Annotated in this window: 16 protein-coding genes and 1 other RNA gene; 6 read left to right on the forward strand and 11 right to left on the reverse strand. The window is 62.4% G+C overall.

Annotated features, from left to right (window positions below; all coding sequences use genetic code 11):
- Positions 1-24: 24 nt before the first annotated feature.
- The 8 genes from Amn_RS18200 to Amn_RS18235 all read right to left on the reverse strand — a co-directional run bounded on the left by Amn_RS18200 (position 25) and on the right by Amn_RS18235 (position 5,811).
- On the reverse strand, positions 25-210 hold the full coding sequence (locus Amn_RS18200) for a DUF2065 domain-containing protein (RefSeq protein ID WP_263006644.1): 186 nt from the start codon (positions 208-210) through the stop codon (positions 25-27).
- 3 nt (positions 211-213) lie between these two features.
- Positions 214-1,152 (reverse strand): protease modulator HflC, encoded by a 939-nt coding sequence (gene hflC, locus Amn_RS18205; protein WP_286290861.1) that lies wholly within the window; start codon positions 1,150-1,152, stop codon positions 214-216.
- Positions 1,152-2,255: an FtsH protease activity modulator HflK gene (gene hflK, locus Amn_RS18210; RefSeq protein WP_067960518.1), complete on the reverse strand. Its 1,104-nt coding sequence runs from the start codon at positions 2,253-2,255 to the stop codon at positions 1,152-1,154. Before hflK ends, hflC begins: the two co-directional genes overlap by 1 nt.
- A 149-nt stretch (positions 2,256-2,404) precedes the next feature.
- Positions 2,405-2,926, reverse strand: a complete 522-nt coding sequence (locus Amn_RS18215; protein WP_192315594.1) for a dihydrofolate reductase — start codon at positions 2,924-2,926, stop codon at positions 2,405-2,407.
- A 40-nt stretch (positions 2,927-2,966) separates the two neighbouring features.
- A complete protein-coding gene (locus Amn_RS18220; protein ID WP_263006641.1) occupies positions 2,967-3,986 on the reverse strand; it encodes a DUF4424 domain-containing protein in 1,020 nt (339 codons plus the stop codon).
- A gap of 10 nt (positions 3,987-3,996) precedes the next feature.
- On the reverse strand, positions 3,997-4,791 hold the full coding sequence (locus tag Amn_RS18225; protein ID WP_286290862.1) for a thymidylate synthase: 795 nt from the start codon (positions 4,789-4,791) through the stop codon (positions 3,997-3,999).
- 102 nt (positions 4,792-4,893) lie between these two features.
- The gene (locus Amn_RS18230; RefSeq protein ID WP_154386663.1) at positions 4,894-5,361 is read right to left on the reverse strand and encodes a YHS domain-containing (seleno)protein; all 468 of its coding nucleotides are present in this window, start codon (positions 5,359-5,361) and stop codon (positions 4,894-4,896) included.
- 138 nt (positions 5,362-5,499) lie between these two features.
- On the reverse strand, positions 5,500-5,811 hold the full coding sequence (locus Amn_RS18235) for a DUF2853 family protein (protein ID WP_067960504.1): 312 nt from the start codon (positions 5,809-5,811) through the stop codon (positions 5,500-5,502).
- A 183-nt stretch (positions 5,812-5,994) separates the two neighbouring features.
- On the opposite strand from Amn_RS18235, the gene ssrA reads away from it, so the two are divergent.
- Positions 5,995-6,356: a transfer-messenger RNA gene (gene ssrA, locus Amn_RS18240) on the forward strand.
- Between the two features lie 187 nt (positions 6,357-6,543).
- Complete coding sequence (locus Amn_RS18245) at positions 6,544-7,095, forward strand: AAA family ATPase (protein WP_154386664.1); 552 nt, start codon at positions 6,544-6,546, stop codon at positions 7,093-7,095.
- 4 nt (positions 7,096-7,099) lie between these two features.
- On the opposite strand, the gene Amn_RS18250 is transcribed toward Amn_RS18245, so the two are convergent.
- The 3 genes from Amn_RS18250 to Amn_RS18260 form a co-directional block, all read right to left on the reverse strand.
- Positions 7,100-7,684 (reverse strand): GGDEF domain-containing protein, encoded by a 585-nt coding sequence (locus tag Amn_RS18250; protein ID WP_286290863.1) that lies wholly within the window; start codon positions 7,682-7,684, stop codon positions 7,100-7,102.
- A gap of 18 nt (positions 7,685-7,702) precedes the next feature.
- Positions 7,703-8,245, reverse strand: coding sequence for a hypothetical protein (locus Amn_RS18255; RefSeq protein ID WP_286290864.1), 543 nt, complete (start codon positions 8,243-8,245; stop codon positions 7,703-7,705).
- Between the two features lie 170 nt (positions 8,246-8,415).
- The gene (locus tag Amn_RS18260) at positions 8,416-9,624 is read right to left on the reverse strand and encodes a multidrug effflux MFS transporter (protein WP_067966336.1); all 1,209 of its coding nucleotides are present in this window, start codon (positions 9,622-9,624) and stop codon (positions 8,416-8,418) included.
- Positions 9,625-9,793: 169 nt separating this feature from the next.
- Between Amn_RS18260 and Amn_RS18265 the strand changes: the two genes are divergently transcribed.
- The 4 genes from Amn_RS18265 to Amn_RS18280 all read left to right on the forward strand — a co-directional run bounded on the left by Amn_RS18265 (position 9,794) and on the right by Amn_RS18280 (position 11,576).
- A complete protein-coding gene (locus tag Amn_RS18265) occupies positions 9,794-10,447 on the forward strand; it encodes a TetR/AcrR family transcriptional regulator (protein WP_067960499.1) in 654 nt (217 codons plus the stop codon).
- 152 nt (positions 10,448-10,599) lie between these two features.
- Positions 10,600-11,139: an SspB family protein gene (locus Amn_RS18270; protein WP_067960496.1), complete on the forward strand. Its 540-nt coding sequence runs from the start codon at positions 10,600-10,602 to the stop codon at positions 11,137-11,139.
- Between the two features lie 15 nt (positions 11,140-11,154).
- Positions 11,155-11,352: a DUF4169 family protein gene (locus tag Amn_RS18275; protein WP_154386667.1), complete on the forward strand. Its 198-nt coding sequence runs from the start codon at positions 11,155-11,157 to the stop codon at positions 11,350-11,352.
- Positions 11,349-11,576, forward strand: coding sequence for a ribbon-helix-helix domain-containing protein (locus Amn_RS18280; RefSeq protein ID WP_067960490.1), 228 nt, complete (start codon positions 11,349-11,351; stop codon positions 11,574-11,576). The genes Amn_RS18275 and Amn_RS18280 overlap by 4 nt, the downstream gene beginning before the upstream one ends.

Genomic DNA, 11,576 nt, shown 5'->3' on the forward strand with positions numbered 1-11,576 from the left:
TACGGGCACGGGATAAATCGTCCGTTATCCCCTGACGAGCCAGACGATGCCGACGCCCATGGCAAGGGCGGCAAGGCCGACTGTCCGGAGCACTGCCTCGGGCATTTCGGCCGCCTGCGCGGCCATCCTCTTGGCCACGGCGGGAAAACCGCCATAGACCAGGCCCTCGATGACGAGGACCAGGCCCATGGCGACGACGAAGTCCCGCACTGCTTAGTTGTTGGCGGCGGGAGCGGCAGCCCCGGCGGCAGGCGCCGGCGCAGCCTTTGCAGCACCGCCTTCGGGGCCGCGGAAGTAGCGGAAGAACTCCGATTCCGGCGACAGCACCATGGTCGTGCCATCGGCATTCAGGGCCGTGCCGTAGGCGCTCATCGACCGGTAGAAGTCGAAGAACTCGGGATCGCGGTTGTAGGCGTCGGCAAACACCGCCGAGCGTTCAGCTTCGCCTTCACCGCGCAGGATTTCCGATTCCTTCTGCGCCTCGGCGACGATCTCGACCACTTCGCGGTCGGCGCGGGCGCGGATGCGCTGCGCAGCTTCCCGGCCGCGGGCCCTCAGCCTTTCGGCCTCGGCCAGACGTTCGGCCTTCATGCGGTCGAAGGTCTGCTGCGACACTTCCTGGGTGAGATCCGTACGGCGAATGCGGACGTCCTGGATTTCCAGGCCGAGCGACGTGGCGTCAGGCTGCAGCTGGTCGCGAACCTCGCGCATCATCGCCGCGCGCTCTTCCGAGAGCGCGGATTCGAAACCACGCACACCGTAGACCCGGCGCAGGGCCGCGTCGAAGCGGGTGCGCAGGCGCTGCTCGGCCAGTTCCACGCTGCCCGACACCGTCGAGCGGAACTTGCGGGCGTCGTTGATGCGATAGGCGATGAAAGCATCGACGTCGTAGAACTTGCCGCCAGAAACCTGGACGCGGATGTCGTCGAGGTCGAGGCGCAGCACGCGGTCCTCGATGACCTGCACGTTGTCGGCCTCGAACATCGAGAACGGCGCCTTGAAGTAGATGCCCGGCTCGGTCTTGACGTCGACGATCTCGCCGAAGCGCAGCACGATGGCCTGCTGGCGTTCGTTGACGACGAAGATCGACGACCAGATCAGGAACAGGATGATAGCGGCGAGAACGCCGATGATGGGAAGACGATTGGACATTAGTTGCCTCCCGCCGCCGGAGCGCGCTTCTGCAATTCAGGCAGCGGCAGATAGGGCACAACGCCCTGGCCGTTGCCTTGCTCGACGATCACCTTGCTCGAGCCCTGAAGCACCTTTTCCATCGTTTCGAGATAGAGGCGCTGGCGGGTCACGTCGGGCGCCTTGGCATATTCGTCATAGACCGAGATGAAGCGCTGCGCCTCACCCTGGGCTTCCTGAACGACGCGGTTCTTGTAGGCGGCGGCGTCCTCGCGGATCTGCGCCGCCTCGCCTCGCGCCTGGCCGAGCTTCTGGTTCGAGTACTGGTTGGATTCCTCGACGAAGCGGTCTTCGTCCTGCTCGGCGCGCTGCACCTCGTCGAACGCGTCGGCCACTTCGCGCGGCGGTGCCGCGTCCTCGATCGAGATCGCGTTCACGGCAAGGCCGGCGCCATACTGGTCGAGGGTCGACTGGATGATGTCGCGCACGCCAGCGGCAATGCCCTGGCGGTCGTCGCGGAAGATGTCCTGCGCCGGACGGCGGCCGACGACTTCGCGCATCGCGCTCTCGGCAATCTGGCGAACCATGATGTCGGGCTCGGAAACCTTGAACAGATAGGCCTGGGGATCCGAAACCTGGTAGGCGACGGAGAACTTGACGTCGACGATGTTCTGGTCGCCCGAAAGCATCAGGCCGGAAGACGTGCTGCCGCGGACTTCGCCGATATTGACCAGCTTTTCAGCCGTGTTGACCTTCTCGACAGTCTCGATCGGCCACCAGTGGAAATGCAGGCCGGGCTGCGACAATTCCTGCTTGGGCTTGCCGAAACGCAGTTCAACCGCCAGTTCATCCGGCTGCACGGTGTAGACCGACTGAAACGCCAGGAAAGCGACAAGGCCAGCGCCGATAAGGCCGAACAGCACGCCGGTCGAGCCACCGCCACCGGGCAGCGCGCGCTTCAGCTTGTCCTGGCCCCGGCGAATGATGTCCTCGAGATCGGGAGGCGAACCTTGCGGCCCGCTTGGACGTGGTCCCTGCCCCCAGGGGCCGCCGCCGCCATTATTGCCGCCGCCGCCACCCCAAGGGCCACCGCCGCCGCCTCCACTTTGATTGTTCCAGGGCATGAATGTCCTTTCGACTACGAAACCATGGCAGCCACGCCTGAGACGGCCGCACAATTACTGACACCATCTATAGGGATGCGGGCAAGCGCTTTCAACGCGATGCCCTTGAAGTGCCTCGGATTCCACTACAAATGTATGAATTCACACCATCAATGCACGTCGTGGCGCTTTTCGTAAACGGTATAGCGTGTCGCATGGCTGTCTTTTTCGCCGGCGGCAAAATCTTCGGCGTGTGCAACCGCCCAGATCTCCGGATCGATATCGGGAAAGCGCGTGTCGCCGTCGGGAGACGCCATGACATGGGTAACATGCAGCCGGTCGGCGAGCGGCAGCGCCTGGCGGTAGATCTCGCCCCCACCGATGACGCAGATTTCGGTGACGCCAGGCATGCAGCGACCCTTGGCAGTGCCAAGCGTGATGGCGTCTTCCAGCGAATGCACCACCTCCGCACCCTCGGCGCGAAACGCCTTGTCACGGGTAACGATGATGTTCAGCCGTCCCGGCAGAGGGCGCTTGGGGAAACTCTCCCAGGTCTTGCGCCCCATGATGATCGGCTTGCCCATCGTGTCTGCTTTGAAGCGCTTGAGATCGCTCGACAGCCGCCACGGCAAGCCGCTGTCGCGGCCGATGACACCGTTTTCGGCTATCGCCACGTAGATCGCAACTTCCATCGGACGCCCTTCCCACCCAGGCGAATCTGCGCCCGGTCGCTTATCGTGGGCTATCGTAGGGCTGCAGGATCAGAATTTCGATATCGCGCTCGGGATAAAAATCGGTGGCAGTCATCTCGAAGGTGGTCAACCCCACTTTCTTCACGCCAGCGCCACAGAAGCTGACAATGTTGGCTGGATCGCCCTTGTCGATGGTCAGCCTGAACTTGCCTATCGTGCCCAATGCCCAGTTGCCGCCCGTGGTGAGCACATAGGACAGCCAGGTTTCTGTATAGGGTGGGAAGCCGTCACCGGAATTCTTGGTCGCCTTCTCGACAGCGCGTTCAAAACTTTCGTCGAGGCAGTATTTGCGCTTGTAGTCGTCGTATTGCCCCTGAAACTTTCCGTCCGTGTAGAAGCTGACACCAGCCGTGCCGCCAACACTCGGCTTGTAGCTGTGCGCGACCTTCACCGGCTTGCCCGCCGGAAAGCTGGCCCTCCACCAATAAGTCGAGCGCAGCTGCCACAAAGGCTCGCGCACGCTCTTCATGCCCGAACCGTCGTCATACTCATTGAGTGTGATCAGCCCGCGGTTTTGCCAGTCGGCCGCCACTTCCGACGACAGCTTCTCCAACGCCTTCAACGTCGCGTCGCCGAACGGAAAATAAGGTACGCCGTTGGCGTCCAGCTCCTTGCCGATATCCAGCCCCACGGCAAAAGCCGAATGCTGCAACTCAGGCTTCACCTCCTGACCGTCGATCGATACCGAGAAGCCGAGGAAATTGTCGGACGCATCCACCGGAATGTCGACATTGGCGTAGGGACTGCCCTCGATGTCGGGCATCGGAAACGCCACCAGCGTCTCGACATCCTTGTCCGAATTGTTGCGGAACACGTAGTCGACCGTCACCTTCTCCGGGGAGATGAACAGATCCTCGCTTTCCATGGCGATCTGGTCGCTGCGACCGATGATCAACCCGCCGGCGCCAAGCTGCGCCGTCGTGTCGTTGGCGGATGCGGGAGCAGACATCGCCGACATGCCGGCAACGCTCAGGGCGATCAGTCCGTCACGGCGTGCCATCCGGTAGCCCTCACACCGCGATCGGCGCTCGGATGGTAGCGTCGGCGACGTAGTTCTCGAGCCTGAAATCCTCGAAGCGGAAGGCAAACAGGTCCTTCACCTCGGGATTGATCCACATCGTCGGCAGCGTCTTCGGGCTGCGCGTCAGTTGCTCGCGCGCCTGGTCGAAATGGTTGTGGTAGATGTGTGCGTCACCCAGCGTGTGGACGAAGTCGCCCGGTTTCAGCCCGGTCACCTGCGCCACCATCATCGTCAGCAGCGCATAGGACGCGATATTGAACGGCACGCCGAGGAAGATGTCGGCCGAGCGCTGGTAGAGTTGGCATGACAGTTTGCCGTCGGAAACATAGAACTGGAACAGGCAGTGGCACGGCGGCAGCGCCATGGCATCGACCTCTTCCGGGTTCCAGGCCGAGACGATCAGCCGGCGCGAATTGGGGTTCTTGCGGATCTGTTTGAGCAAAAGTGCGATCTGGTCGATCTCGTCGCCGTCGCGCGTCGGCCACGACCGCCACTGCTTGCCATAGACCGGCCCGAGATCGCCATTCTCGTCGGCCCATTCATCCCAGATCGATACCCCGTTGTCCTTGAGATACTTGATGTTGGTGTCGCCGGCGAGGAACCACAAAAGCTCGTGGATGATCGACTTCAGATGCAGCTTCTTGGTGGTGACAACAGGAAAGCCACGCCCCAGGTCGAACCGCATCTGATGGCCGAAGACCGAGCGTGTGCCGGTGCCGGTGCGGTCGCCACGGTCGCTGCCGTTTTCAAGGACATGGCTGAGAAGGTCGAGATACTGGCGCATGAAGGACGTCCGGTCGGATTGGCGAGATTCGCTGGCCGCAAGCGTAGCCCATTCCGCTGCCCCGGCAAACGCCGGGACACGCGGCTGGTCGCTCGTCCGATCCTATTTCAGCACGCCAGGCCAGTTCCTCTCAGCCTTTGCAATGTTGCCCTCGACATCCTGCCGCCACAACGAGCGAACGCTTTTGGAGTAGTTGAGGTAAAGCTTGTCGCCCACCACTGTCCAGGCATTCGGGTCTGAGGAAGCGGTTGCACCCTGGCTGACGGCATAGGCGCAATAGCCGCCATATTGCGGCAGGTATCGAGCCGGAGACCGCAGGAACGTCCCCCGGTTGGCGGCACTGGCGAAGCGATAGGTGATGCCGTCATGCACCGCGACGTGCGCAGGCAACCCCTTGGTCGCCTTGCCGGCGGTGAAATAAGCGACCACGTCATAGCCGCTCGCGCCGACACCGGGCGGTTTACCGGTGTAAACCATAGCCTGTTTCGCTCGCGCGACGCCCGGTCCGAGGGCCCCGCTCACGGCGAGCGGCAGAAACATTGCGGTCAGAATGAGACGGCGTCTGTCCATCGCCGGTTTCCCTCGACAAGCCACCATTATCATAGCAGCCCGCGGCCCCATCTGCCGGGCGCCTCGCTACACAATCAGGTGATCCGGTCAGGGTCAGGCTAATGATTGGCCAGCAGATGGACTTGCCGGAAAGACAGCTCAGAGCGAACCGAGTTTGCCCAGTTCCTTGGCCACAAGGTAATAGAACGTCACGCGGTTCTTGGTGTTGTCGGCCGACATCGCCTTGCAGACCTTTTCCAGCGCGCCGTCCGCCTTCTTCGCATCCTCGACGCCGAGCTTCTTGGCAATCCAGCCGGCTTTTATGCGATCGAGTTCCTTGGGGTCGGTGCACGAGACAAGCGAAGAGTCGCGGTTCCGGAGCGCGATGCCCAGGTGCTTGACGATCTTGGTCACCACCTCTTCCTTGGCGCCGGCGTCGTACTTCTTCACGTCTGCAAGATAGTCGGTCATGTGAACTCCCCTCGTCGACGAATTGATCTCATCTCCCGCAGGGGCCCGGCTTAGACCGGTTCAGGTACTTCACGGGCATCCCCAGCGGGCCGAAGCTTCGGTTCGCGCATCACGCGAGTCAACCCTGCGTATTCGCGTGGCTTCATGAATCTGTTGCGAATGGCTGTTAGGACTTGCCGTTCCCACCTTCCATTTTGCAGCCGGCCTCCCTATATTGGGGTCGTCAGCTTGACTGACTATGGCGATAAACTGCCGATGAAATAAGCCATTCGGACCCGGGGGCGGTACCCGGCGCCTCCACCAAAAGTCGTCGCACAGTCGAACGACGATTTTTGCTGGGGGCGAAATAGGATCGACGAGGGTGTAAAGATCGGACTTTTGCCCGGCATTGTACCACCGTTATCGGGCTAAACTTGTAGTTGCAAACGACAACTATGCGGAAGCACGTCTCGCTGCTTAATGCAGTGCGATAGCTTCAAATTAAGCCCTAGAGGTTCGCACTTCTAGGCGGGGTTCGGAGGTACCTGGCAACAGAAACCTCCACTTCTCTCCCCCAAAATCTTCCAAGATCAAAATCTCCCAAGACATTGTCATCGCCGGCCAATGCCGGTTTGCCGTTGCCTGTTTTTTTGCCGGTGCGCCGCGCGTCCTGACGGGTGCCCGAGACGCGCTCCGGCCGACCCCTGCAGCGTCGGCCTGCCATGGCCGGTCCCGTTCCATCCGGAGACCTACATGCCTCGCAATTCCAACCGCTTCTTCGTGCTCACCGGCGGCCCCGGATCGGGCAAGACGACCTTGATCGAACGCCTTGCCGCAGCCGGCCACGCCACTTCGGTCGAAGCCGGTCGCAGCATCATCCGCGACCAGGCCGCAATATCCGGCACCGCCCTGCCCTGGCATGACCGCGCGCTGTTCGCCGAGCTCATGCTGTCATGGGAAATGCGCTCGCATACCATCGCCGAGGCTACGCCCGGCCCGGCGTTCTTCGATCGGGGCGTCCCTGATGTCATTGGTTATCTCAGGCTCGTCGGCCTGCCGGTACCGATCCATATCGAACAGGCGGCCCGGGAATTTCGCTACAACCGCAAGGTGTTCGTCCTGCCGCACTGGCCCGAGATCTTCACCCAGGACAACGAGCGCAGGCAGGACGAGGACGAGGCGCGGCGCACCCATGCCAGCATGGTCGCGACCTACGCTGCCTGCGGCTATGATCTTGTCGAGGTCCCCACGGCACCGGTCGAAGACCGTCTCGCTTTCATTCTCGAAAACGTCCGTCAGGCGTGACGAATCACGCCGCGTGCGGCAGTTGCAGCCCTTCGGCGAAGGTGCGGTTGCGGCCTGCCCGCTTGGCGGCATAGAGCACTTTGTCGGCGCGGCCGATGGCGTCCCAGAGGCCCTCTCCGGCATGCAGCTTGGCGATGCCGAAGCTGCATGTCACCGCGAAATCGCCGGGCATGCCGGCAAATCGCACATTCGCGATCTCCCGGCGCAGCGTCTCGACCAGGCCGAAGGCATCGTCCACCGGTGCATCGTTCAACACGATGACGAATTCCTCGCCGCCGGTGCGTGCCGCGATGTCGCCCGCCTTGAGTTTCGACTTGATGACCCTGGCAAGGCTCGACAGCACGACATCGCCGCCGGCATGGCCGAAGCTGTCGTTGATCGACTTGAATCGGTCGATGTCGCAGGCGACGATGCTCAACGGCTTGCCTACGCCCTTGGCGAACAGGCGCTGGGTCTTGCCCTGCAAGCCGCGGCGGTTGAGCAGCCCGGTCATAGGATCGCTGTCGCGCTCCGCCTTCAGCGCCAGAATGACGTCGGCACAGGCGACGACCACCAACGCAAGCCCCATCGCCACGCCCAGCACCGACATGGCAAACTGCGCCCAGACCTAGAAGGCGGACTGGAAGAAGGCATCGACATCGCGGCTCGGCACCGTACCGCCCGTCAGCAGGGTACGGCCGACAAAGGTCGCCCCCAGGCCCAGCAGCAGCCACAGCATGCCCCGGTCGACGACATTGCCGAGCACGAGATGCCTGAGCTTCCACGCCCCGCTCAGCAAAATGCCGCCCATGCCGAAATTGAGGGCATAGACGCGGACGGCGAGATCGTTGTGGACGTAATAGAAGAAGGTTAGGATGGCGACGATGCCGCCGAACCACAGCGCTTGCTCGGCCCGTGCCATCGATTTGCCCGAGCGCATCAGCACGCCCTGCACAAGAAAGAGCGGCGCCGCCGAATAAAGCACCGCGCACGCAATGGTGTTGTAGCCGACGTCGGCCGGCCACAGCGCGAACTGGACGACGGTTGCGGCACTGATCGTCAGGAACGCCAGCGCAAACAGCAGCAAGTGCCTGTTTCGGCGATCGAGCAGCCAGATGCACAGGAACGTTGCCGCAAACAACAGCAACAGGACGGAAGGGATGAATTTCAAGATCTTTTGTCGCCTCGACGTCTCGGTTCTGCTTCCGGTGTCTTCGCAACGACTTACCGGCCGAGTGTAAACAAACGATATCGAGGCTTTGTGAGGCGACGGCGACAGCGCCTGACCTGCGTCACGATGATGTGAAACGAGGCCGGGCGGATGCCCGGCCTCGACAAAACTCACTCCGCCGGCGCGCCGACGGCCGTTTCGCGCCTGCGGCCGAGCGTCACCTGCGCCAGCGCGAAGGCGACGACGGCGGAGATGGTGATGCCGAACACCATCGGCAGCGGCGTTCCGTCGAAGAAGAGGCCAGCCACCGCCATGGCGACGGCGCCGGTGGCAAAGTGCAGCGTGCCCATCAGTGCGGATGCCGTTCCGGCGATTTCGCCATGCTCTTCCATCGCCAGCACCGAGGTCGTCGGGATGACGAGACCGAGGAAGCCGTAGCCGATGAACAGAAGCACGGCCAGTACGTCGAGGCGGTCGACGCCTGCGGAAAACACCGCCAGCAGAATGACCATCATCGTGGCGTAGCCGACCACTGCCACCCGCACCACCCGGTGCAGGCCGAAGCGCTCGGTCAGCAAGCCGGTCAGCTGCGACATGCCGATGAAGGCTACCGCGTTGATCGAGAAGAACACGCTGTAGACCGACGGCGACAGGCCGTAATGGTCGATCAGAATGAAGGACGAATTGGCGAGATAGACGAAGAAGCTGGCAATGCCGAAGCCGCCGATGAAGGTCAGGCCGAGGAAGTTGCGGTCGCCGAGCAGGAAGCGGTAGCCGCTGAGCGCGCTGCCGACCGAGCTTTCGGCGCGATGCTCGACGGGGCGCGTTTCCTTGAGCGACGTCGACAACAGCACGATGGCAAGTACTGCAGCAGCAGTCACCACCCAGAATACGGCGCGCCAGCCAAAGCCTTCGATGACAAGCGAACCGGTCAGCGGCGCAAGGATAGGCGACACCGAAAACACCAGCATCAGCAATGACATGAGCCGCGCCGCTTCGGTGCCGGTATGCAGGTCACGCACGATGGCGCGCGGCACCACCATGCCGGCAGAGGCACCCAGGCCCTGGATGACGCGGAAGAAGATCAACCATTCGATATTGGGCGCAAGCGCCGCCCCAAGGCCGCCAATGGCAAACAGCACCAGGCCGATATAGAGCGGCGCCTTGCGGCCTATCATGTCGGAGATCGGGCCGACGACGATCTGCGCCAGACCCATGGCCAGGAAGAAGACAAGCAGGCTCATCTGCACGGCCGCGGTGCCGGCGTTGAGATCGGCGCCGATCGTCGGCAGAGCGGGAAGATACATGTCGATGGCGAACGGGCCGATGGCCGACAAAAGGCCGAGCACGACCGCTACGCGGAGAAATTGGGGTGTCATGATGTGGTTCTTTCGGATCGGGTTCCCGCCGTGAAGCCACGGCGACGTGTAATCCAAGGACGTTTGGCAACATGAGATTCCGACTCCTCCCGAACCGGCATCTCGCCATTGCGTCCAGTTTTTTAGACAGACTTGTCCAAATCGTCAATCACCTGTATATAAAAATTCCATGACACCTGCCATCGCTCCTGACATTGCGGTCGCCCGCAGCCACACCGCCAAGCGGCTCTCGATCCTCGACGCCGCTGCACGCGTCTTCTGCCGCGAGGGCTTCGCCGGCGCCAACATCGACCTCATCGCCGCCGAGGCCGGCGTGTCGCGCCAGACCGTCTACAACCACCATGGCGACAAGGAGAACCTGCTCGTCGCGGTAGTCCGGGAAATCACCGAACGCATCAACGCTGGTGTGTTCGAAACTCTGGCCACCTTCCCCGACAAGCCGATCGACCTCGAGGCCGAGCTCGTCGAGTTCGCCGTGCGGCTCAACCAGAACTGCATGTGCAACCGCGACGGCAAATTCCTGCGCAAGCTGCTGCAGACCGAAGGCGAGCGTTATCCCGAATTGTTTGCCGGCTGGCGTGAACATGGCCCGGCCAAGACCTGGGCGGCCCTTGCCGCGCGATTCGCCCGCCTCGCTTTGTCAGGCTGGCTCGATCTCGACGATCCCGATGTCGCAGCGCGCCAGTTCCTGGCGCTGGTCAATGCCGATCTGCAGATGGCGCTGATCTTCGGCGACACCGTCTCGGAAGAACAACTGCGCACAGCAGCAAGCAATGCCGTGCGCTGTTTCCTGCGCGCCTACGGCAAGCCGCGCCCGGTCTGATTCCTAGGGAATGGACGGCCGTCCGGACCTGCGGCAGGCATCGTGGCGCCTGCTCGAATCCCAAACATTCCATACCGCGTTATATCCGGTTTACGCCGGCCAAAAGCTTGATTACAGGTAGGGAGACGATTCAATCGGACCCGCATCTACATATGGCCGAAGACCAGATCCGCTACGACATTCTCGCCCAGGAGGCACTGCGTGGGGTCATGCGCAAGGTCCTGGCGGAAGTCGCGCGCACCGGCCTGCCGGGCAACCACCATTTCTTCATCACCTTCATGACCGGCGCGCCGGGCGTGCGCATCTCCTCGCGCCTGCATGAACGTTATCCCGAACAGATGACGATCGTCATCCAGTTCCAGTATTGGGACCTCAAGGTCACCGATACCGGCTTCGAGGTCGGCCTGTCCTTCTCGGATGTTCCGGAGAAGCTCGAAATCCCCTTCTCTGCCGTGCGCGGCTTCTACGATCCCTCGGTCAACTTCGAACTCGAATTCGAGGTCAAGGCCGAAGCAGCTGCAGCCCCCGAAGAGGTTGCCGCCAAGCCGGAGCCGATCGCGGTGGTCAAGCCTGCCGAGCGCAAGCCTGCGACCAAAAAGAAAGCCGACGCGACTGAGAAGGAAGCCGTCGAAGAGCCCGCTCACGGCAAGGGCGCGGATGTCGTATCGCTCGACGCGTTCCGCAAGAAGTAGCCAGGACGAGGTCGCATGGCCGACATCGTCAATCTTCGCCAGTTCAAGAAACAGAAGGCACGGGCCGAGCGCGAGACGCTTGCCGACCGCAACCGCGCCCTGCACGGTCGCACCAAGGCCGAAAAACAGCGCGACCAACTGACCTCGGAGCGCGCCGACAAATTCGTCGACGACCATCGCCGCGAGCGCGATCCAGAGAAATCCGACCGGTGAGCCTGGTCGAAAAGCGCTCGGTGACGATCCGCGGCCACCGCACCAGCTATTCGCTCGAAAAGCCGTTCTACGACGACCTCTTGGCCATATCGGCGGCGCGCGACATGACGCTGGCCGCCCTCGTCGCCGAAGTCGACACCCAGCGCCCGCGCGAGGCAAACCTTTCCTCCGCGCTCAGGCTGTTCGTGCTGGAGCAAGCCAAGCGCGGCGTGAGACAGACCTGA

It is taken from the genome of Aminobacter sp. Y103A (assembly GCF_030294925.1).
In the GTDB taxonomy this organism is placed as follows: Bacteria; Pseudomonadota; Alphaproteobacteria; order Rhizobiales; family Rhizobiaceae; genus Aminobacter; species Aminobacter ciceronei.

Coding starts and splice junctions, on each gene's coding strand:
- Amn_RS18235 (WP_067960504.1), bottom strand. CDS start 5,811: ATGACCGACTATCTTGCAGACGTGAAGAAGTACGACGCCGGCGCCAAG.
- Amn_RS18230 (WP_154386663.1), bottom strand. CDS start 5,361: ATGGACAGACGCCGTCTCATTCTGACCGCAATGTTTCTGCCGCTCGCC.
- Amn_RS18245 (WP_154386664.1), top strand. CDS start 6,544: ATGCCTCGCAATTCCAACCGCTTCTTCGTGCTCACCGGCGGCCCCGGA.
- Amn_RS18270 (WP_067960496.1), top strand. CDS start 10,600: ATGGCCGAAGACCAGATCCGCTACGACATTCTCGCCCAGGAGGCACTG.
- Amn_RS18250 (WP_286290863.1), bottom strand. CDS start 7,684: ATGTCGGTGCTGGGCGTGGCGATGGGGCTTGCGTTGGTGGTCGTCGCC.
- Amn_RS18265 (WP_067960499.1), top strand. CDS start 9,794: ATGACACCTGCCATCGCTCCTGACATTGCGGTCGCCCGCAGCCACACC.
- hflC (WP_286290861.1), bottom strand. CDS start 1,152: ATGTCCAATCGTCTTCCCATCATCGGCGTTCTCGCCGCTATCATCCTG.
- Amn_RS18275 (WP_154386667.1), top strand. CDS start 11,155: ATGGCCGACATCGTCAATCTTCGCCAGTTCAAGAAACAGAAGGCACGG.
- Amn_RS18225 (WP_286290862.1), bottom strand. CDS start 4,791: ATGCGCCAGTATCTCGACCTTCTCAGCCATGTCCTTGAAAACGGCAGC.
- Amn_RS18215 (WP_192315594.1), bottom strand. CDS start 2,926: ATGGAAGTTGCGATCTACGTGGCGATAGCCGAAAACGGTGTCATCGGC.
- Amn_RS18260 (WP_067966336.1), bottom strand. CDS start 9,624: ATGACACCCCAATTTCTCCGCGTAGCGGTCGTGCTCGGCCTTTTGTCG.
- hflK (WP_067960518.1), bottom strand. CDS start 2,255: ATGCCCTGGAACAATCAAAGTGGAGGCGGCGGCGGTGGCCCTTGGGGT.
- Amn_RS18220 (WP_263006641.1), bottom strand. CDS start 3,986: ATGGCACGCCGTGACGGACTGATCGCCCTGAGCGTTGCCGGCATGTCG.